Annotated in this window: 12 protein-coding genes; 9 read left to right on the plus strand and 3 right to left on the minus strand. The window is 70.8% G+C overall.

Going from position 1 to position 21186, the window contains the following annotated elements; genetic code table 11:
- Positions 1 to 103 precede the first annotated feature (103 nt).
- The 5 genes from FLX07_RS19855 (at position 104) to FLX07_RS19875 (ending at position 14167) form a co-directional block, all read left to right on the plus strand.
- Entirely contained in the window at positions 104 to 4162 is a 4059-nt protein-coding gene (locus FLX07_RS19855; protein WP_142572306.1) for a Pls/PosA family non-ribosomal peptide synthetase, read from the plus strand.
- Positions 4163 to 4181: 19 nt separating this feature from the next.
- A complete protein-coding gene (locus FLX07_RS19860; RefSeq protein WP_142572307.1) occupies positions 4182 to 4910 on the plus strand; it encodes a BPL-N domain-containing protein in 729 nt (242 codons plus the stop codon).
- A gap of 95 nt (positions 4911 to 5005) precedes the next feature.
- Positions 5006 to 6385 (plus strand): M1 family metallopeptidase, encoded by a 1380-nt coding sequence (locus tag FLX07_RS19865; RefSeq protein WP_142572308.1) that lies wholly within the window; start codon positions 5006 to 5008, stop codon positions 6383 to 6385.
- A 230-nt stretch (positions 6386 to 6615) separates the two neighbouring features.
- Positions 6616 to 11460: a HAMP domain-containing protein gene (locus tag FLX07_RS19870; RefSeq protein WP_244311162.1), complete on the plus strand. Its 4845-nt coding sequence runs from the start codon at positions 6616 to 6618 to the stop codon at positions 11458 to 11460.
- A 376-nt stretch (positions 11461 to 11836) separates the two neighbouring features.
- A complete protein-coding gene (locus tag FLX07_RS19875; protein WP_142572309.1) occupies positions 11837 to 14167 on the plus strand; it encodes a rhamnogalacturonan lyase family protein in 2331 nt (776 codons plus the stop codon).
- Between the two features lie 72 nt (positions 14168 to 14239).
- Here the strand turns inward: FLX07_RS19875 and FLX07_RS19880 are convergent, their stop codons facing one another.
- Positions 14240 to 14674, minus strand: coding sequence for an ester cyclase (locus tag FLX07_RS19880; RefSeq protein WP_142572310.1), 435 nt, complete (start codon positions 14672 to 14674; stop codon positions 14240 to 14242).
- Positions 14675 to 14921: 247 nt separating this feature from the next.
- On the opposite strand from FLX07_RS19880, the gene FLX07_RS19885 reads away from it, so the two are divergent.
- Positions 14922 to 16232, plus strand: a complete 1311-nt coding sequence (locus tag FLX07_RS19885) for a site-2 protease family protein (protein ID WP_223854236.1) — start codon at positions 14922 to 14924, stop codon at positions 16230 to 16232.
- A gap of 148 nt (positions 16233 to 16380) precedes the next feature.
- Here FLX07_RS19885 and FLX07_RS36535 read toward each other — a convergent pair whose 3' ends face one another.
- Entirely contained in the window at positions 16381 to 16551 is a 171-nt protein-coding gene (locus FLX07_RS36535; protein ID WP_167748312.1) for a hypothetical protein, read from the minus strand.
- Between the two features lie 205 nt (positions 16552 to 16756).
- On the opposite strand from FLX07_RS36535, the gene FLX07_RS19890 reads away from it, so the two are divergent.
- Positions 16757 to 17374 carry a sigma-70 family RNA polymerase sigma factor gene (locus tag FLX07_RS19890; protein WP_142572311.1) on the plus strand — a complete coding sequence of 206 codons (618 nt, stop codon included), beginning with the start codon at positions 16757 to 16759 and terminating at the stop codon, positions 17372 to 17374.
- Positions 17375 to 17400: 26 nt separating this feature from the next.
- Here the strand turns inward: FLX07_RS19890 and FLX07_RS19895 are convergent, their stop codons facing one another.
- Positions 17401 to 18399, minus strand: coding sequence for a DNA polymerase ligase N-terminal domain-containing protein (locus FLX07_RS19895; protein WP_142572312.1), 999 nt, complete (start codon positions 18397 to 18399; stop codon positions 17401 to 17403).
- Positions 18400 to 18520: 121 nt separating this feature from the next.
- Between FLX07_RS19895 and FLX07_RS19900 the strand changes: the two genes are divergently transcribed.
- Both FLX07_RS19900 and FLX07_RS19905 read left to right on the plus strand, forming a co-directional pair.
- Entirely contained in the window at positions 18521 to 20290 is a 1770-nt protein-coding gene (locus FLX07_RS19900; RefSeq protein WP_142572313.1) for a 5'-nucleotidase C-terminal domain-containing protein, read from the plus strand.
- A 144-nt stretch (positions 20291 to 20434) separates the two neighbouring features.
- Entirely contained in the window at positions 20435 to 21178 is a 744-nt protein-coding gene (locus tag FLX07_RS19905; RefSeq protein WP_167748314.1) for a hypothetical protein, read from the plus strand.
- Positions 21179 to 21186 lie beyond the last annotated feature (8 nt).

The following is a 21186-nucleotide window of genomic DNA, read 5'->3' on the forward strand; positions in this document are numbered from 1 at the left end:
CGGCGGACATGATCCCGCGTCCGTCTCGCGGGTCGCGTCGGACACTCTTCATGCGGATCGACGAACCCGCCCCAAGTCACATGCGATCGGCCAAAGGGTGATCATGCCGAGTCACGCATCGCGAACAGCAGGGGTCGGGGGCGGCTCACGGATTCCGTCCAGGCGATCACGCGGACGGCTGCACCACGTCTTCGAGGCACGTTGCGACCTGACGCCGGGGGCGACGGCCCTGGAGTGCGGACGGGTGAGGCTGACCTACGCCGCGCTGGAGGCCCGGGCGAACCGGCTGGCGCACGTGCTGCGCGACCTGGGGATCGGAGGCGGATCCCGCGTCGCGATCCTGCTGCCGAGGTCGGTGCACACGTACGTGGCGCTGCTCGCGGTGGGCAAGGCGGGCGCGGCGTTCGTGCCGATCGACCCGCAGTCGCCGCCGGACCGGGTCGGCTACATCCTCGACGACGCCGGCGTCGACCTCGTGCTCACCACGTCGGACCGGTCGCCGGCCGCCGTCGCGCCGGGGCACCGCGTGCTCGACCTCGACGCCTCCGCCGGCCTCGCCGCCGCCGCGCCGGTCACCCGCCCGCTCGACGGCGCGGCCGACGACGACCCGGTCGCGTACGTCATGTACACCTCAGGGTCGAGCGGCCGGCCCAAGGGCGTCGAGGTGGCGCAGTCGAGCATCCGCAACTTCCTGGACGTCGTGCCGGGCCTGTACGGCGTGCGGCCGCACGACCGGGTCTACCAGGGGATGACGATCTCCTTCGACTTCTCCATCGAGGAGATCTGGCCGACGTGGTCGGCCGGCGCGGCCCTCGTCGCGGGACCGGCCGGCTTACCGCAGTTCGGCGCGGAGCTCGCGGACTTCCTGGACCGCGCCGAGATCACGATGCTCTACTGCGTCCCGACGCTGCTCGCGACGATCCCGCGTGAGCTGCCGCGCCTGCGCACGCTGATCGTCGGGGGCGAGCCCTGCCCGCCCCGCCTGGTGGAGCGGTGGAGCCGGCCGGGCCGCCGGATCCTCAACACGTACGGGCCCACCGAGGCGACCGTCACCGCGACCTGCGCCGAACTGCTGCCGGGGCGGCCGGTCACCATCGGCCGGCCGCTGCCGACCTACTCCGTGGTGCTGCTGGACGAGCGGCGCGAGCCGGTGCCGGACGGCGAGACCGGCGAGATCTGCATCGGGGGACCCGGCGTCGCCCGCGGCTACGTCGGCCGTCCCGACCTGACCGCCGACCGCTTCATCGAGCATCCGCTGGCCTCCCCCGGCCGCAGGTTGTACCGCACCGGGGACCTCGGCCGCGTGACCGAGACCGGGGACATCGAGTATCTGGGCCGCGCCGACTCCGAGGTGAAGATCCGGGGACATCGGGTGGACCTCGGCGAGATCGAGAACGTGCTGCTGGAGGACGCCGGCGTCGCCGAGGCCGTGGCCGCCCTCGTGCCGGTGCCCGGCGCGGACGCCTCCGCCGGCGAACTCGCCGCCTACGTCGTGCCCGCGGCGGGCGGCGGGGACGGCGATCCGGCCCTCGCCGGGCGGCTCCACGACCTGCTGCGCCGCAGGCTCCCGTCGTACATGCTGCCCTCGTTCCTGGATGTCGTCGCCGCGCTGCCCGCCATGCCGAGCGGCAAGGTGGACCGCGGGAAGCTGCCCCCGCCGACCGGCCGGCGTCTCCTGGGCTCGGGGCCGGTGACGCCCGCCGAGGGCGAGCTGGAGACAGGCCTGCGTGAGGTATGGGCCGAGGCGTTCGGCCTCGCCCCCGAGTCGCTGTCGGTCGAGGCGGACTTCTTCACCGACCTCGGTGGTCACTCGCTGCTGGCGGCCCGCGTGGTGTCCTTGCTGCGCGCCACACAGATCGGCGCGTGCCTCGCGGTGCGCGACCTCTACGCCAACCCCACCGTGCGCCGTCTCGCCGCGCACCTGCTCGCCGCGCGCCTGGGCGCCACCCGCCTGGGCGGCCGTGCGGGCGTGCCGGGGCCGGACGCCCCGCCCCGCCCGGCTCCCCTGCGGCACGGCGGCCGCCGGATCGCGTCGGCCGGGGCCGCGCAGAGCGTGGTCATCTACCTGCTGCTGCTCGTGATCACACTGCCGGTCTCCGTCACGTTGTACGGGTGGACCAACCCCCGCCCGATCCCCGGCGTCCCCAGGAGGGACGAGGGGTGGCTGCTGCTGCCCGGTGACGGCGCCGGCCTGCTCACCGCGCTGGCGCTGGCCGCGACGACCGCCTACGTCTGCGTGCACTGGCTGCTGCCGGTGCTGCTCGCGCGACCGCTGGCGGCCGGCGTCCGGCCCGGCCGATATCCGCTGTGGGGCGTCACCTACGTGCGGCTGTGGGCGCTGCAGCTGCTGCTGTCGGTCTCCCCGCTGCCGCTGCTGAGCGGCTCCCCCATGATGGGGGCGTACCTGCGGCTGCTCGGCGCGCGGGTCGGGCCCGGCGCCGCCGTCGCGACGGCCGACGTCAACCTCCCCTCGATGCTGCGGATCGGTGCGGGCGCCTCGGTCGGATACCGGTCCTCCCTGCACGCGTGGATCGTGGTGGACGGCTGGGTGGTCGTCGCCCCCGTGGAGGTGGGTCCGCACGCGTTCGTCGGCAACGGCGTCGTGCTCGGGCCGGGCGCGCGGGTCGCCGCCGACGCCGGGCTCGGCGACCAGTCGGCGCTGACACAGGGCGAGACGGTGCCCGAGGGAGCGCGGTGGGCCGGGTCGCCGCCGATCCCCGTGGAGTCGCTCGGGCCCGTGGTGGAGACGATGCTGCGCGCCCCCGCCCCGGCCGGGTGGAAGGCGCGTCACGTGGCCGCGGCGGCGATGGTCCTCGGCTGCCTTGAGGCGGTCACGGTGGCCTCGATCGTGCCGAGCGTCCTGGTCGTCTGGGCGGCCGTGGCCGCCTGGGGTCTGGCGGCCGGCCCGGCCGCCGTCCTGGTGGCGGGCCCGCTGTACGTGGTCGTCGTCTGCGCGGCCGTGGCCGCCGGCAAACGCCTCGTCCTGCCGAAGGCGCCGGTCGGCGTCCACCCGGCGCGTTCCTGGCTCGGCGTACGCAAGTGGGCGGTGGACAAGCTCCTGGAGTTCAGCCTGCGGTCGACCAACTCGCTCTACGGCACGCTGTACACCTCGCCGTGGCTGCGGCTGCTCGGCGCGCGGATCGGCCGTCGCACGGAGGTGTCCACGGCCGCGCAGCTCGACCCCGATCTCCTGACGCTGAGGGAGGAGAGCTTCGTCGCCGACATGGCGAGCGTGGGAGCCGCGGACTTCGCCCGCGGCCGGGTCGCCTTCCTGCCGACCGAGGTGGGCAGGCGCGCGTTCGTCGGCAACGCCGCGGTCGTCCCGGCGGGGACGCGGATGGGACCGGGGTCCCTGGTGGGCGTCAGCACGATCCCGCCCTCCGACGGCGTCCCCGAGGGCACCTCGTGGCTGGGCTCTCCCCCGATGCACCTTCCCGTGCGGCAGGACAGCGGCTCGTTCTCCGAGGACCAGACGTTCCGGCCGCCCCGCCGGCTGGTGCTCCACCGCCTGGGCGTCGAGTTCTTCCGCGCCACCCTCCCGGCGACGCTGTTCGCCACGGGCTTCTACCTCCACCTGCTGGGCGTGCACGCGCTCGCCCGCGTCCTGTCCCTGCCCGCGGCCGCGGTCTTCGCCCCGCTCGTCGCCTGCGCGGCGGGGCTGGCGGTGATCGGCTGCTGCGCAGGGTTCAAGCGACGCCTCATCGGCGTCTATCGCCCGAGAGTGGAGCCGTTGTGGAGCCGGTTCGTCCGGCGCACGGAATTCGTCACCGGGCTGTACGAGGCCGCCGCGGTCCCGGCCGGGGTCGCTCTCCTGGCCGGCACCCCGTTCCTGCCGCCCGTGCTGCGCTGGTTCGGGGCCCGCATCGGCAGGCGCACCTGTATAGCGACCACCTACATGACCGAGTTCGACCTGGTGGAGATCGGTGACGACGTCGCGATCGGATCGGGGGTGTCCCTGCAGACCCATCTCTTCGAGGACCGCGTCATGAAGATGTCCGCCGTGACCGTACGGTCCGGCGCGAGCATCGGCGCCCGCGCCGTCGTGCTCTACGACTCGGTGGTGGGCGAGGACGTGTCGCTCGGTGCTCTGTCGCTGCTGATGAAGGGTGAGCGGCTCACGCCGGGAACGAGCTGGCGAGGCATCCCGGCGCAGGCCGCGTGACAGATGTGCGAGGAACACCATGAGATCAACCGGCGTCCGCGGGGCCCTGCGCCGCCTCTTCCGCCAGGAGAAGGCCCCGCCGCCGCGCTCCGGGCGGCCGATCGCGCTCGTCTACCGGGGCCCGGCCTCGATCCCGGGTTGCTCCGAGGCGGTCGCCGGGTTGCTGGAGGCCAGCCGCTGGGGCTTCGACGTCCGCTACACCGGCCCGCACGAGGAGATCCCGCTCTCGGCGGAGGCGCTGGCCGGGGCCGCCGTGTACGCCCAGCCCGGTGGCGGGGATCTGGACCGCGGCTACCGGCATCTCAAGCGGCATCGCGGCCTGCTCCGCGACTACGTCGCCCGAGGCGGCCGTTATCTCGGCTTCTGTCTCGGCGGCTATCTCGCCGGAGCCACCCCGGGGTTCGCCCTGCTGCCTGGCGACACCGACCAGTACATCGTCTCGCCGGGCTCGACCGTGGAGGGCGAGGAGGACACGCTCGTCGACGTGCGGTGGCGCGGCCGGGACAGGAGCGTGTTCTTCCAGGACGGACCCTGCTTCCTGCTCGACCCGGGCAACAAGGCCAGCGTCCTCGCCACCTACCCCAACGGCGCCGTGGCCGCCCTCGTCGCGCCGTACGGCGCGGGCCGGGTCGGCGTGGTCGGCCCGCATCCGGAGGCCACCGACGACTGGTTCACGGACGCCGGCCTGCCGGTGCGGCACGCACAGGACCTCGGCCTCGACCTCGTGGACGCGGCGATGACCGAGTGAGCACCGTAACAGGTGTGTTTTAAGAGGAAATTGGCACAAATGTGACTAGTAGGGATGAATTACCGCTTACTACCAAAAATCCCCATTATGGGGAGATGGTGCGTAAATTGGCCGCCCTCGCCGCGAGCCTCACCGTGATGGCGTCCTCGGCGGCTCCGGCCGCCGCGGAACCGGTCACCTTCCTTCCCGGGGCGGCGGGGGCGGGCGATCCCTACTACCCCCTCCAGGGCAACGGCGGCTACGACGTCGGACACTACGACCTGCGCCTGCGGTTCGATCCCGACGGCCACAAGGTGGACGCCACCACGACGATCACCGCGATCGCCGCCCAGAACCTGTCGCGGTTCAACCTCGACTTCTCCGGGCCGTCGATCAGCGACGTACTGGTGAACGGCGCCCGGGCCGCATACCGGCGCGACGGCCAGGAACTGGTGGTCACCCCGCCGAACGGGCTGAGGTCGGGAAGCACGTTCACGGTCGCGGTCTCCTACGCCGGTGCCCCGAAGGCGGTCTCGGACGCGACCGGCGAGCAGGGATGGATCAGGACCAAGGACGGCGCGTACGTGGCGTCCCAGCCGGACGGCGCGCGCAGCTGGTTCCCGGCCGACGACAGCCCGGCGGACAAGGCCACCTTCTCCTTCCGGGTGTCCGCACCCGGGGATCTCACCGTGCTGGCCAACGGCGAGCGTACGGGGACCGGCGGCGCGGACGCCGACGGCTACCGGACCACGCGATGGGAGATGAGGCAGCCGATGGCGCCCTATCTCGCCACGGTCGCGATCGGACGCTTCGTGGTGAGCGAGGGCACGGTCGACGGCATGCCCAACGTGACCGCCTACGACCCGTCGCTGGCGGATGAGTCGAAGGACCTGCACGACTTCACGGCGAAGGCGGTCGCGTGGGAGACCGGGCTCTTCGGCCCCTACCCGTTCTCCTCCACGGGAGGCATCGCCGACGGCGACGGCTCCGTGACCGCGCTGGAGACCCAGGGCCGGCCCGTCTACAGCGGCGGCCCGACCGACGACCTGGAGATCGTGCACGAGCTGGCACACCAGTGGTTCGGCGACAGCGTCGGCGTGCGGAGCTGGCGCGACATCTGGCTCAACGAGGGCTTCGCGACGTACGCCGAATGGCTCTACCAGGAGCAGCACGGCGGGCCGACCGCCAAGAAGATCTTCGACCGGCACTACCGGAAGACCGGCCACTTCTGGAACCTGAAGACCGGCGATCCCGGTCAGGCGCACATGTTCGACGAGCACGCGGTGTACCTCCGGGGCGCGATGACCGTCCAGGCCCTGCGTACGAAGATCGGGGACAAGGTGTTCTTCCCCCTGCTGAAGACCTGGGCGCAGGGGAACAGGCACGGCACGGCGACCACGGCCGACTTCGTCGCCCTCGCGGAGAGGCTCAGCGGGCAGAACCTCCGCCCCTTCTTCGACGCATGGCTCTACCAGGCGAAAAAGCCCCGGCTCTGAACCCGGCGCGCCCGGCGTGGCGCCGGCGAGGGACGTTCCGGCGGGGGGCGTGTGCACGCCGCGGATGTATCCGGGAGTCGCGATCGACACTGACACATCTCCTCCGAGGATGATCCGCCGCAATCACCCGCCGGGTAACCTTGCAGGCCGGTGTGCCCGCTCCGTCCGCGGCCGCGGACACAGGGGACATGGCCTTCAGCAGTGCTTTATATGCTTTCTTTCTCCTGTTCATGACGGTGATCGCGAGGGTGGACATGGTCGAGAGGGCAGGCACCGCGAAGCGTGCGCGATCACGCGCCGCCGGCGGTGACCCCGAACTGGATCTGCGGCAGCTCCTGGCAGGCCTCACCGCCGTACGGGACGGCGACTTCGGCACCCGGCTCCCCGAGGACGGCGACGGCCTGCTGACGGAGATCGCGACGGTGTTCAACGGGATGGTCGACCAGCTGTCCCTGTTCACCTCCGAGGTGACCCGCGTGGCTCGGGAGGTGGGCACCGAGGGCCAGCTCGGCGGCCAGGCCGAGGTGCCGGGAGTGTCGGGCACCTGGAAGGACCTGACCGACTCGGTGAACGCGATGGCGGGCAACCTCACCAGCCAGGTCCGCTCCATCGCCGAGGTCACCACCGCCGTCGCCAAGGGCGACCTCTCCCAGAAGATCACCGTCGACGCCCGCGGCGAGATCCTCGAACTCAAGAACACCGTCAACACCATGGTCGACCAGCTCTCATCCTTCGCCGACGAAGTCACCCGCGTCGCCCGCGAAGTCGGCACCGAAGGCCAGCTCGGCGGCCAAGCACAGGTGCCCGGCGTCGCCGGAACCTGGCGCGACCTCACCGACTCCGTCAACTTCATGGCCGGCAACCTCACCAGCCAGGTCCGCTCCATCGCCGAGGTCACCACCGCCGTCGCCAAGGGCGACCTCTCCCAGAAGATCACCGTCGACGCCCGCGGCGAGATCCTCGAACTCAAGAACACCGTCAACACCATGGTCGACCAGCTCTCATCCTTCGCCGACGAAGTCACCCGCGTCGCCCGCGAAGTCGGCACCGAAGGCCAGCTCGGCGGCCAAGCACAGGTGCCCGGCGTCGCCGGAACCTGGCGCGACCTCACCGACTCCGTCAACTTCATGGCCGGCAACCTCACCAGTCAGGTCCGCTCCATCGCCCAGGTGACCACGGCCGTGGCCCGCGGCAACCTCTCCCAGAAGATCACCGTCGACGCCCGCGGCGAGATCCTCGAACTCAAGAACACCGTCAACACCATGGTCGACCAGCTCTCATCCTTCGCCGACGAAGTCACCCGCGTCGCCCGCGAGGTCGGCACCGAGGGCCAGCTCGGCGGCCAGGCCGACGTCAAGGGCGTGTCGGGCACCTGGCGCGACCTCACCGACTCGGTGAACTTCATGGCCGGCAACCTCACCAGCCAGGTCCGCAACATCTCCCAGGTCGCCACCGCGGTCGCCAAGGGCGACCTCTCCCAGAAGATCACCGTCGACGCCCGCGGCGAGGTCGCCGCGCTCGCCCAGACCATCAACACCATGGTCGACACGCTCAGCGCGTTCGCCGACGAGGTCACCCGCGTCGCCCGCGAGGTCGGCACCGAGGGACGGCTGGGCGGCCAGGCCGACGTCAAGGGCGTCTCCGGCACGTGGAAGGCGCTGACCGAGTCGGTGAACGTCATGGCCGACAACCTCACCGACCAGGTGCGCAGCATCGCCGAGGTGACCACGGCGGTCGCCAAGGGCGACCTGTCGCAGAAGATCCGCGTCGACGCCCGCGGCGAGATCCTGGAGCTGAAGGAGACCATCAACACGATGGTCGACCAGCTGTCCTCCTTCGCCGACGAGGTCACCCGCGTCGCCCGCGAGGTCGGCACCGAGGGACGGCTGGGCGGCCAGGCCACCGTACGCGGCGTCTCGGGCACCTGGAAGGACCTCACCGACTCCGTCAACGTGATGGCGTCCAACCTCACCAGCCAGGTGCGCTCGATCGCCCAGGTCGCCACCGCGGTCGCCAAGGGCGACCTGTCGCAGAAGATCACCGTCGAGGCCAAGGGCGAGGTCGCCGCGCTCGCCCAGACCATCAACACCATGGTCGACACGCTGAGCGCGTTCGCCGACGAGGTCACCCGCGTCGCCCGCGAGGTCGGCACCGAGGGCCAGCTCGGCGGCCAGGCCCGGGTGCCCAACGTCGCGGGCACCTGGAAGGACCTCACCGACAACGTCAACTCGATGGCCGACAACCTCACCAACCAGGTGCGCTCGATCGCCCAGGTCACCACGGCCGTCGCGCAGGGCGACCTGACGAAGAAGATCGACGTCGTCGCCCGCGGCGAGATCCTCGCGCTGAAGACGACCATCAACACGATGGTCGACCAGCTGTCCTCGTTCGCCGCCGAGGTCACCCGCGTCGCCCGCGAGGTCGGCAGCGAGGGACGGCTGGGCGGCCAGGCCGAGGTCGAGGGCGTGTCGGGCACCTGGAAGCGGCTGACCGAGAACGTCAACGAGCTGGCCGGCAACCTCACCCGCCAGGTGCGCGCGATCGCCGAGGTGACCAGCGCGGTCACCTCCGGCGACCTGACCCGGTCGATCACCGTGGACGCCGAGGGCGAGCTGGCCGACCTCAAGGACAACGTCAACTCCATGGTGGAGTCGCTGCGCGAGTCGACCAGGGCCAACCAGGAGCAGGACTGGCTCAAGACCAACCTCGCCCGCATCTCCGGGCTCATGCAGGGCCACCGCGACCTGTCGGCGGTCGCCGAGCTGGTCATGAACGAGCTGGCCCCGCTGGTCAACGCCCAGCACGGCACGTTCCTGCTGGCCGAGGAGACCGCCGCGGACGCGGAGCTGCGGGTGGTCGGCTGCTACGGCCACCGCGACGCCTCGCGCCGCCACGCGTTCGGCGAGTCGCTGGTCGGCCAGGCCGCGCAGGCCAGGCGCACGATCCTGGTGGAGGACATCCCGCCGGGCTACCTGACCGTGTCGTCCAGTCTCGGCGAGGCCGGGCCCGTCAACCTCATCGTGCTGCCGATCGTGGTCGAGGACCAGGTGCTCGGCGTGATCGAGCTGGCCAGCCTCGGGCGCTTCGCCGGCATCCACCGGAACTTCCTGGAGCAGCTCGTCGAGACGATCGGCGTCAACGTGAACACGATCGTGGCCAACGCCCGCACCGACGCGCTGCTGGCCGAGTCGCAGCGGCTCGCCACCGAGCTCCAGGTGCGGCAGGAGGAGCTGCAGCGCTCGAACGCCGAGCTGGAGGAGAAGGCGGAGCTGCTGGCCCAGCAGAACCGCGACATCGAGACCAAGAACAGCGAGATCGAGCAGGCCCGCCAGGAGCTGGAGGACCGGGCCCAGCAGCTCGCGCTGGCGTCCAAGTACAAGAGCGAGTTCCTCGCCAACATGAGCCACGAGCTGCGCACGCCGCTCAACTCGCTGCTCATCCTGGCGCAGCTCCTCTCCCAGAACCCCACCCGCAACCTCACGCCCAAGCAGGTGGAGTACGCCAACGTCATCCACTCGGCCGGCACCGACCTGCTCCAGCTCATCAACGACATCCTCGACCTGTCCAAGATCGAGGCCGGCAAGATGGACATCACGCCGGAGCCGGTCAGCCTGCGTCAGCTGCTCGACTACGTGGACGCCAACTTCCGCCCGCTGACCACCCAGAAGGGGCTGCGGTTCGGGGTGACGGTGGCCTCCGACGTGCCGGCCCAGCTGCTCACCGACGAGCAGCGGCTGCGGCAGGTGCTGCGCAACCTGCTGTCGAACGCGGTCAAGTTCACCGAGGCGGGCTCGGTCGAGCTGTGCATCGAACGGGCGGCCGACGTGGACCTGCCGGACGCCGCCGGCCAGGAGATCCTGGCCTTCCACGTGGTGGACACCGGCATCGGCATCGCCGCGGAGAACCTCTCGCAGATCTTCGACGCCTTCCAGCAGGCCGACGGCACGACCAGCCGCAAGTACGGCGGCACCGGCCTCGGCCTGTCGATCAGCCGGGAGATCGCGACCCTGCTCGGCGGTGAGATCCGCGCGACCAGCACGCTGGGCGAGGGCAGCACGTTCACGCTCTACCTCCCGCTGGCCCACGTCAACGGCGCGCAGAGGGATGAACCCGCGGCGTGGGAGGAGGGGCCGCTGATCGTCCCGCGCTCCGTCGCCGCGCACGACGCGCCCGCGGCGGCGCCGGCCTCGGGCGGCCGGGACGGCGGCGGGGCGGGGCGCCGTCTGCTGGTCGTCGAGGCCAAGCCCGGCGGCCTGCTGTCCATGCTGGCCCAGAGCGTGGCAGCCGACCTGCACGACACCTACGGGCGGGTCCAGGTGTCGACCGCGAACGACGCCCACTCCGCGCTGTCGATGCTGCGGCAGGAGAGCGTCCACTGCGTCGTGCTCGATCTCGGCATGCCGCACGACACCGCGGCCGACTTCCTCAAGGGGCTCGACTCCGATCCTGCGTTGCGCGCGCTGCCGGTGCTCGCGCACCACTCGCGCAAGCTGTCGCGGCCCCAGGAGGACCTGCTGCAGGTGCGCTCCCGCAACCAGCCGCTGGAGCGCCTGCCCAGCCTCGACGAGCTGCGTGAGCGGATCACCCTGCACCTGTCCGCCGAGGAGCCCGGCAGCGTCCTGCCGCTCGTGCAGCCGGCCTCGGAGGACGGCGCGCAGGAGCTCGGGAAGGTCGACAGCGCGCTCGTGGGCCGCAAGGTGCTGGTCGTGGACGACGACGTGCGCAACGTCTTCGCGCTCACCACGATCCTCGAACTGCACGGCATGCAGGTGCTGTACGCGGAGGACGGCCGCAAGGGCATCGACGTGCTGATGCGCAACGACGACGTCGACCTGGTGCTGATGGACATCATGATGCCGGAGATGGACGGCTACGCCGCCACCACCGCCATCCGGTCCATGCCGCGCTTCGCCCAGCTGCCGATCATCGCGGTCACCGCCAAGGCCATGCACGGCGACCGGGAGAAGACGCTGTCGTCGGGCGCGAGCGACTACGTCACCAAGCCGGTGGACGCCGAGGAGCTCATCGTCTGCATGCAGCACTGGCTGGACCTGCCCGGCAACGCGGACAGGTAGGCGCGGCGCCCCGGAGATGAGAGGTCAGATCTGTGATCGTTCACAGATCTGACCCGGCATGCGGGACTGAAAATTTCACTGATCGGCGCGCGGCGTCGAGGTGCAGGTGACACCCCCAGGCCTGCTTCTACCAGCCGCGATCGACTTACTTGGACGCGTCCGATGATTGCGTTCACATCGGTGAATCGGAGCCGATTGACCACACCGCCGATATCGCGTTGTGATGACGCACCCGGCGCATCTCGTCGCACCGCACCCGCCGGGGGCAGGTCCGACCCGGGAGGTCCCGCCTCGGAGAACCCGATCACGCCCATGCTTCCGGCGCCCTCACGGCCGAACGCTGCGCCCCCATCGGCACCCCCTCATGGAGTTCCAGATGACCACACGACGAAGATCCGCTCTGGTCGCCGCCGTGGCCTGCGCCGCCGCGCTCGCCGGGGCCGGGGTCCTGCCGGCCCTGCCCGCCTCGGCGGCGGCGGGCTGCCGGGTGGACTACCAGGTGACCAACCAGTGGCAGGACGGCTTCGGCACCGCCATCACGATCACCAACCTCGGCGACGCGATCAACGGCTGGACGCTCACCTGGTCCTACTCCGCGGGCCAGACCGTTACGCAGGCGTGGAACGCCACCGTGACCCAGAGCGGCGGCCAGGTCAGCGCCAAGGACGCCGGTTACAACGCCTCGATCCCCACCGGCGGCACGACGTCGTTCGGCTTCAACGGCTCGTGGAACAACTCGTCCAATCCCGTGCCCGCGAGCTTCGCGCTCAACGGCACCACCTGCACCGGCGGGGTCACGAGCAGCCCCTCTCCGAGTCCCAGCGCGAGCCCGAGCGTCAGTCCGAGCGCGAGCCCGACCCCGTCGCCCTCCGCCAGCCCCACGCCGAGCCCTTCCGCGAGCCCCTCCCCGAGCCCCACGCCGAGCCCCTCCCCGAGCCCCACGAGCATCCCGGCGGGCGCGCGGCAGATGGAGGACCTCGACCGCGGCCTGATCAGCGTGCGGTCGGGCAGCGGCAACCTGGTCTCCTGGCGCCTGCTCGGCACCGAGAGCATCGGCACCGGGTTCAACGTCTACCGGGGATCGACGAAGCTGAACTCCTCGCCGATCACCAACTCCACGAACTACCTCGACTCCGGGGCCGCCGCCGACGCCACGTACACGGTGCGGGCCGTGGTGAACGGCGCGGAGCAGGCGGCGTCGCAGACGTCGCTGCGCTTCACCGGCGGCGACCACCTCGACGTGCCCATCCAGCCGCCGTCCGGCGGCACCACACCCGACGGGGTGGCCTACACCTACAGCGCCAACGACGCGAGCGTGGGCGACCTCGACGGCGACGGGCAGTACGAGTTCGTGCTGAAGTGGGACCCGTCCAACGCCAAGGACAACTCCCAGTCGGGCTACACCGGTGACGTGTTCGTCGACGCGTACCGGCTCAACGGCTCCCGCATGTGGCGGATCGACCTCGGGCGCAACATCCGCGCCGGCGCCCACTACACGCAGTTCCAGGTGTACGACTACGACGGCGACGGCAGGGCCGAGGTGGCGATGAAGACCGCCGACGGCACCAGGGACGGCGCCGGGAGAGTCATCGGCAGCTCCTCGGCCGACTACCGCAACTCCTCCGGCTACGTCCTGTCCGGTCCCGAATACCTGACCATGTTCAACGGCCAGACCGGCGCGGCCATGTCCACCGTGAACTACGACCCGCCGCGCGGGACGGTCTCCTCCTGGGGCGACTCCTACGGCAACCGCGTGGACCGCTTCCTCGCCGCCACCGCCTACCTCGACGGCGCCCGCCCGTCGCTGATCATGTCGCGCGGCTACTACACGCGTACGGTCATCGCCGCCTGGGACTTCCGCAACGGCTCACTGGTCGAGCGGTGGAAGTTCGACTCCGACTCCGCGGGCAGCCAGTACACGGGGCAGGGCAACCACAACCTGGCCGTCGCCGACGTGGACGCCGACGGCAAGGACGAGATCGTCTTCGGCGCGATGGCGATCAACGACAACGGCTCGGCGCTGTGGAACACCCGCAACGGCCACGGCGACGCCATGCACGTCGGCGACCTCGATCCGTCGCGCGCCGGGCTGGAGGTGTTCAAGGTGGACGAGGACACCAGCAAGCCCGCGGCGTGGATGGCCGACGCCCGCACCGGCTCGATCATCTGGAGCAACGCCTCCTGCGGCTGCGACAACGGCCGCGGCGTCTCCGACGACGTCTGGTCCGGCAGCTCGGGCGCCGAGTCGTGGTCGTCCGGGGTCGGCGGCGTCTTCAACACCAGGGGGCAGAACGTCGGGCGCAAGCCGGGCTCGGCGAACTTCCTCGCGTGGTGGGACGCCGACCCGGTCCGCGAACTGCTCGACGGCACCCACATCGACAAGTACGGCACCGGCGGCGACACCCGCCTGCTGACCGGCTCGAACGTGCACTCCAACAACGGCACCAAGTCCACCCCGTCCCTGTCCGCCGACCTGTTCGGCGACTGGCGCGAGGAGGTCGTCTGGCCGACGAGCGACAACACCGCCCTGCGGATCTACAGCACGACCACGGCGACGAGCCGGCAGATCTACACGCTGATGCACGACCCGGTATACCGGGTGGCGGTCGCCTGGCAGAACACCGCCTACAACCAGCCGCCCCACACGGGCTTCTTCCTCGGGGACGGCATGTCCACCCCGGCCAAGCCGAACATCTATCTGAGGTGAGACCCCGGCGGCGGTCGCGGACACACCTGGCGAGGTCCGCGGCCGCCGCCGTGCCGGGCACGCCCGGAGCACTCAGCTCGCGACCTCCGCGAGGCCCAGTCCGAGCTGGGTGTACAGCTCCAACTGGTCGAAGTACTCCCGGTGAGTTTTGATCTTGCCGTCCTCGACGAAGGACGCGCAGGTGCCACGGAAGGTGACCGGCCGATTGGTCGCCTCCATCTCCCGCCCGTCCGGCAGCAGGATCGGCCCGAGGTGGGTGCCCGTGGCCGTCCACTCCACCATCATCGGCGCGTCACAGGCGGTGGCTTCGTACCAAACGATAAGCTGGAAGTCGGGAAAGCTCCTGAACACCTGCTCGTACATCCATCCGATCTGCTCGTGTCCCTCCGCCACACCGAAGGGCGAGACGAGGACGGCGTCCGGACTGAAGACTTCGAGCACAGCCTCCAGATTGTGTTCGTTGAGCGCATCGGCCAGCTGACGCTTCACAGCCCATAGATCCGACATGACGACAGTCCTTCGACGGTCGGTATACAGTCCAACAACTCTAGTCAGGACCTGGTCAGACGTCTCTCCGGATTGCGTTACCGGAGCACCAGAAGCGGGTTCCGATTTCACACGATTGCGCAATCTCGGCACAGCGGTTCCGGCGGCGTCCCGCTGACTGCGCGTCGAAGCCTCCAGGCCCCCCTGCCACCGCGTGACCAGCGCCTTTGTGGGTAGGCCAGTCACTGCGGAGGGCCGAGGGGGTGGCATGATGCGATCGTCGATCAGTCTCGGCCGCGTGGCCGGGGTCCCGGTCGGGCTCAACATCAGCGTCGTCGTGATCGTCGTGATCCTGGTGATCGGACTGGCCTTCGGCCGTTTCCCCATCGCCTTCCCCGGCCTCTCGACCGCGGCGTACGTGCTGGCCGCGGTGGTGTCGGCCCTGCTCTTCCTGGCCTCGCTGCTCGCGCACGAGCTGGCCCACGCGATCGTCGCCAAGCGGCACGGGCTGGAGGTCAACGGCATCACCCTCTGGCTGCTCGGCGGGGTGGCCGAACTGCGCGGGGAGCCCCGCTCCCCCGGCGCCGACCTCAAGATCGCCGGGGTGGGGCCGCTGACCAGCGTCGTGCTCGGCGGCGTCTTCGCCCTCGTGTCCTGGGGGGTTTCCGCCGCCGGCACGCCACCGCTGATCAGTGGGATGTTCGGCTACCTGGCCGCGGTGAACGTGCTGCTGGCCGTGTTCAACCTCGTGCCCGCCGCGCCGCTGGACGGCGGCCGGGTGCTGCGCGCCTTCCTGTGGGCGCGCTGGCACGACCGCCTGCGGGCCGCCGTGGCCGCCGCCCGGGCCGGCCGGGTCTTCGGCTACCTCCTGATCGCGATCGGCTTCCTCAACCTCGTCTCCGGCCTCAGCCTTCAGGGGTTCTGGCTGGCCCTGATCGGCCTGTTCCTGGTGAACGCGGCCACCGCCGAGGAGCAGCAGACGCAGATCGACGCCGCTCTGCACGGGATCACGGTGGGTGAGGTGATGTCGCGTGACCCGGTCGTCGCCCATCCCGACGAGACCGTGGCCGGTCTGGTCGACCGGCTCGTGCTGCGCCACCACCTGTCCACCTATCCGCTACGGGACGACGACGGCCGATTTTCGGGGCTGGTGACGCTGGGCCGCGTCCGGCGCGTGCCGCCCGACGATCGCGCGATCACCAGACTGCGGAAGATCGCATGTCCGCCGTCGGACGTGCCCACCGCCCGCCCCGGCGACCAGCTCACGGAGCTGCTCCAGCGGATGAGCGGGTGCACGGACGGCCGGGCCGTGGTCCTCGACGACGACGGGCACCTGGTCGGCCTGGTCACCCCCACCGACATCAGCAGGACCATCCAGACGGTGGACCTGCGGGCGCGCGAGCCGTACCGGACGCCGCGTGGCGCCGACCTCGCTCCGCCCCCTCCCGGAGACCGCACCCCCGGAGGACCCTCTTCCGGAGGCCCCGCTCCCAGCGGTCCCGCTCCCGGAGGGCCCGCTCCCGGAGGCCCCGCTCCTGGAGGCACGGTCCCGCCGGCCGGTCGCCGCGACGCCGCCTGACCGACGCCGCCCGAACGCGCCGTCTGAACGCGCCCGCCGCGGCGCGCGTCATCCGGCCCGCGTGATCCGGCCGCCGTGATCCGGCCCGCGTCATTCGGTGCGCGTCATTCGGTGCGTTGTCATTCGGTGCGGGTCATTCGTCGGCGGGTCATTCGTCGGCGGGTTCCTCGACGTCGTCGGGCGAGTCGGCGCCGGGGGCGTGCCAGTCGCCGGACACGCCGCCGTCCAGATCCGCGCCGGGCTCCACGTCGGCCGACTCCGCCAGCGGCGGCAGCCGGTCGGGGATCAGGTTCTCCGGCTCCGCGTTGTCCTTCGGCATGGCCTCCTCCTCGGACTGCTGCCTCTCCGTCTTCGCGTACCCTCCAGTGGCGCCGACATTCGGTCAGGTCGCAGAGACGGACGCGACAGCCGAAAACAGATTCGCGAGCCGTGTCGAACGAGGGACCAGGGGTAGGCGGACGGTGCGACCGGACCGGACAAAGCGGTCGTAAATGATAGAGGCAGGCTCTCAAGGAGGTGGGGATATGACGATCGTCGACGACACGGCGGTCGAACGGCGGCGGCTGCGGTTCGAGCGGGACGCGCTGCCGTACATCGACCAGATCTACGCCGGCGCCCTACGGCTCGCCCGAAACCCCGCCGACGCCGAAGACCTGGTGCAGGACGTCTACCTGCGGGCCTTCAGCAGCTTCCACCAGTTCCGCGAGGGCACGAACCTACGGGCCTGGCTGTACCGCATCCTGACCAACACCTACATCAACACCTACCGGCGGCAGCAGCGGCAGCCGCAGCGGTCCGCGGCCGAGGACGTGGAGGACTGGCAGCTCGCCGACGCGGCCTCGCACACCTCGTCGGGGCTCAAGTCGGCCGAGGTGGAGGCCCTGGACGGGTTACCCGACTCCCGGGTGAAGCAGGCGCTGCAGGACCTGCCCGAGGACTTCCGGCTCGCGGTCTACCTCGCCGACGTGGAGGGCTTCGCCTACAAGGAGATCGCGCAGATCACGGACGTCCCCATCGGCACCGTCATGTCACGGCTGCACCGGGGACGCCGGCAACTGCGGACCAAGCTGGAGGACTACGCCGCCGAGCTCGGCCTGCTCCGGGCGGCAAGCGCCGCCGCCCGGGACGGTGAGAAGACCTAGGCAGGCGACTCAGGCGTCCCCGCGCCTTACCCCGAGGCCTTCCCGGGCAGGCGCACCCAGGCGGGGGACTCCTCCCCCGGCGCGTACGCGGAGCCGAGGCGCTTGCCCACCACACCGGGCAGGCCCTGCTCGGCCGCCGCCCGCCGCACCGCGTCCACCTCACCCGGCCAGGACGGCGCCGTCTGCCAGCGCGGCCCGTCGACCGCGAGGCCCTCCAGACCCAGCCGGCGCCGCTCGAACGGCTCGTCCAGCAACGACCGGCCGTCGTCGTAGAGCAGGTCGTAGGCGACGTAGACGGCCGCGCCCGCGAACGTGACGACCTCGCCGTCGAGCACGGCGGCCCTGCTGCCGAACGCCTCGGCCAGCGGGCGCAGCCAGCGGTGCTCCCCGGTGACGTCCGCGCCGCCCGCGTCGCGCAGGGTGAGCCTGCCGCCCTCCACGTACGCGAGCGCCCGCGCGCCGCCCCACCAGAACTCCCAGGCGTACGCCTCCGGGTCGCGCGGCACGCGGGCGCGGGTGACCGGCGTCATCGGCGCGAGCGAGGCGGGCGGGGGCTCCCACCGCCCGCTGGGCGGATCCATCCGGTGGATCATCCAGTTGCGGCCCCGGGTCCGGAACAGCACGTAGCGGCCCGCGACCCGGGAGCCGGTCAGCACGATCTTGACCTCGCGGTCGCTCCACTTCTCGGTCGCGTAGTGGCCGCGGTCCCAGATCGTCATCGTGCCGCCGCCGTACTCGCCCTTGGGGATCTCGCCCTCGAACCGGGCGTACTCCATGGGGTGGTCCTCGGTGTGGACGGCGAGGTGGTTGGTCGCGGGGTCGGGCGGCAGGCCCTTGGGGATCGCCCAGGAGACCAGCACCCCGCCCCGCTCCAGGCGCAGGTCCCAGTGCAGGGACCGGGCGTGGTGCTCCTGAATGACGAACGTGTCGTCCTCGCCCCGCGGCAGCGGCCCCTCGGCGGGGACCGGCTCGCCGGTGCGCGTCGCGTCGCGCTTGGCCCGGTAGGTCTCGAGTTTGTCGGCCATCTCACTCGTCCTACCCACGGCGCGACTCCCCGTGGGTGACAAGCGTGTCACCTTGTAGCGACATGTCCGGTTAAGGACTTCGTGACCACTTGGTGATTGGCAGTCACTATCGTCACCCAGCATGAGTTCAGCGATCAGGTTGACCGTGGGCGCCGGCGTCGTGGCCCTCGGTCTCCTTCTGCCCGGCACCCCCGCCACAGCGGCCCCGAGCCACACGGTCAAGATCACCATCATGGCCAGCTCCGACGTCCACGGAAACGCGCTCAACTGGGACTACTACAAGAACGCGGAGTACGACGACAGCACGCACAACGACGTGGGTCTGGCGAAGATCTCGACGATGGTGTCGAAGATCAGGGCCGACCGCGGCGCCGACCACACCCTGCTGTTCGACTCCGGTGACACCCTTCAGGGCACGCCTCTGGACTACTACTACGCCAAGGTCGAGCCGATCACCTCCACGGGCGAGATCCACCCCATGGCGAAGGCCATGAACGCCATCGGGTACGACGCCGTGACGTTGGGCAACCACGAGTTCAACTACGGCCTGCCGCTGCTCGGCGCGTGGGTCACGCAGATGAAGGCGCCGGTCCTCGGCGCGAACGCCGTCTCCGCCACCACCGGTCAGCCGGCCTACCAGCCGTACGTCATCAAGACCATGAAGGTGAAGGGCGAAAAGCCGATCAAGGTGGGCGTGCTCGGCCTCACCAACCCCGGCGTCGCGATCTGGGACAAGGCGAACGTCGACGGCAAGCTGAGGTTCCTCGACCTCGTCGAGACCGCCAAGAAGTGGGTGCCGGTCATCCGCGGCCTCGGCGCGGACGTGGTCCTGGTCACCGCCCACGCGGGCGACGACGGCATGTCGTCCTACGGCTCCGACCTGCCGGTGGAGAACGCCGCCGCCATGGTCGCCGAGCAGGTGCCCGGCGTCGACGCCGTCCTCTTCGGCCACGCGCACAACGAGGTGCCGCAGCGCTTCGTCACCAACAAGGTCACCGGCCAGCAGGTGCTGCTGACCGAGCCCGCCAAGTGGGGCCAGCGCCTCAGCGTCGTCGACTTCGCCCTCGCCAAAGAGCGCGGGAAGTGGACGGTGACCGGCAAGTCGTCCACGACGCTCAACACCAACACGGTGGCCGAGGACCCGAAGATCGTCGCGCTCATGAAGGAGTCGCACGACAAGACCGTCGGCTACGTCAACAAGGTCATCGCCCAGTCCGCCCAGGAGCTGTCGGCGGCCGAGTCGCCGTACAAGGACACGCCGATCCTCGACTACATCCAGAAGGTCCAGACCGACCTCGTCGGCAAGGCCCTCGCCGGCACCGCCGACGCCTCGCTGCCCGTGCTGTCGATCGCCGCGCCGTTCAGCCGCACCGCCGTGTTCCCGGCCGGGCCGGTCAGCGTCCGCGACATGGCCGGGCTGTACGTCTACGACAACACGCTGCTCGGCGTCAAGCTGAACGGCGCCCAGATCAAGGACTTCCTTGAGTACTCGGCGAAGTACTTCGCACAGGTCGCCCCGGGCGCGCCGATCGACCTCGCCACGCTCACGAACGCCGGCGGCATGCCCGACTACAACTACGACCAGCTCTCCGGAGTGACGTACGACATCGACATCTCCAAGCCGGTCGGCCAGCGCATCGTCGGCCTGTCCTACCAGGGCAAGCCCGTCACCGCCGACCAGCAGTTCGTCGTGGCCATCAACAACTACCGCCAGTCGGGCGGCGGCGGCTTCCCGCACGTCTCGACCGCCCCGGTCGTCTACAACGCGCAGGTGGAGATCCGCCAGGCGCTGATCGAGTACGCCGCCGCGAACGGCACCATCGACCCGGCGACGTTCGCCGAGGCGAACTGGAAGCTCGTCCGCGACGGGGTCCCCGTCTTCGAGAAGTGACCAGTGGGGGTGGTCCGCGTCCCGGGCCACCCCCTTTTTTCTCCTGAGTGGTCGTACTCAGTCGATCCGGGTGATCCCGCTCATGCCCGCGCGCCGATCCGGCGGCGACACTGACGTGTCCGAACGCCGAGGGAAAGGGTGGCCGTGAGCAGAAGCGGGATCGTCTTTCTCGCGATCGTGTCCACGATCGCGGGGCTTGTCCTGGTCTACGTGGCGGACGTGCCGCTGCCGGTGGTCGTCTCGCTGGGCTTCGGAGCGCTGTGCCTGCTCTGGCTGATCGTGCTCCTGACGGTGCCGTGGAACCTGTACTTCCAGGCCCATGCCCTGATCCACGAGATACGGGTCAGCCGCGAGCGCGGGATGGAGGTCTCGCCGGAGCGCGAGACCGAGGCCCTGCGCATCGCGGGGCGCATGCGCCGGGCGGCCGTCGCCGCCCACCTGCTGTCGGCCGCCCTGCTCGCGGTCGTCGCCTATTTCTCCGGCGAGACCGTCGGCTACTACTTCGCCGTCTTCTACCTGGTCGCCACGCTCTTCAGGCCGACCGGGGCCTGGTTCTCCCACCTGCGTGACCGCATGACCACGATGCTGGCGGAGGTCCGGTATCCCCGGGAGGACGTCGTCACGCTCGTCGAGCGAGTCACGGCGCTGGAGGGGCGGGCCGAGGAGTCCGAGGCGCGGGCCGCCGAACTGGCCGGGCGCCTCGACGCCCTCGCCGTGGAGACGCGCGCCGGGTTCCACGCGGCCACGGCGCGCGCGGACGACCTCGACCGCCGGCTCGACGCCATGGGCAGGACGTTCGAGGGCTCCCTCAGCCGTCTCACCGACAACCAGGAGGTCCTGTCGGGCATCAAGGCGTTCCTCCGCCTGATCAGATCCGAGACGGCGTAGTCCGCGAG

The sequence above is a fragment of the Microbispora bryophytorum genome (assembly GCF_006874465.1).
GTDB lineage: Bacteria > Actinomycetota > Actinomycetes > Streptosporangiales > Streptosporangiaceae > Microbispora > Microbispora bryophytorum.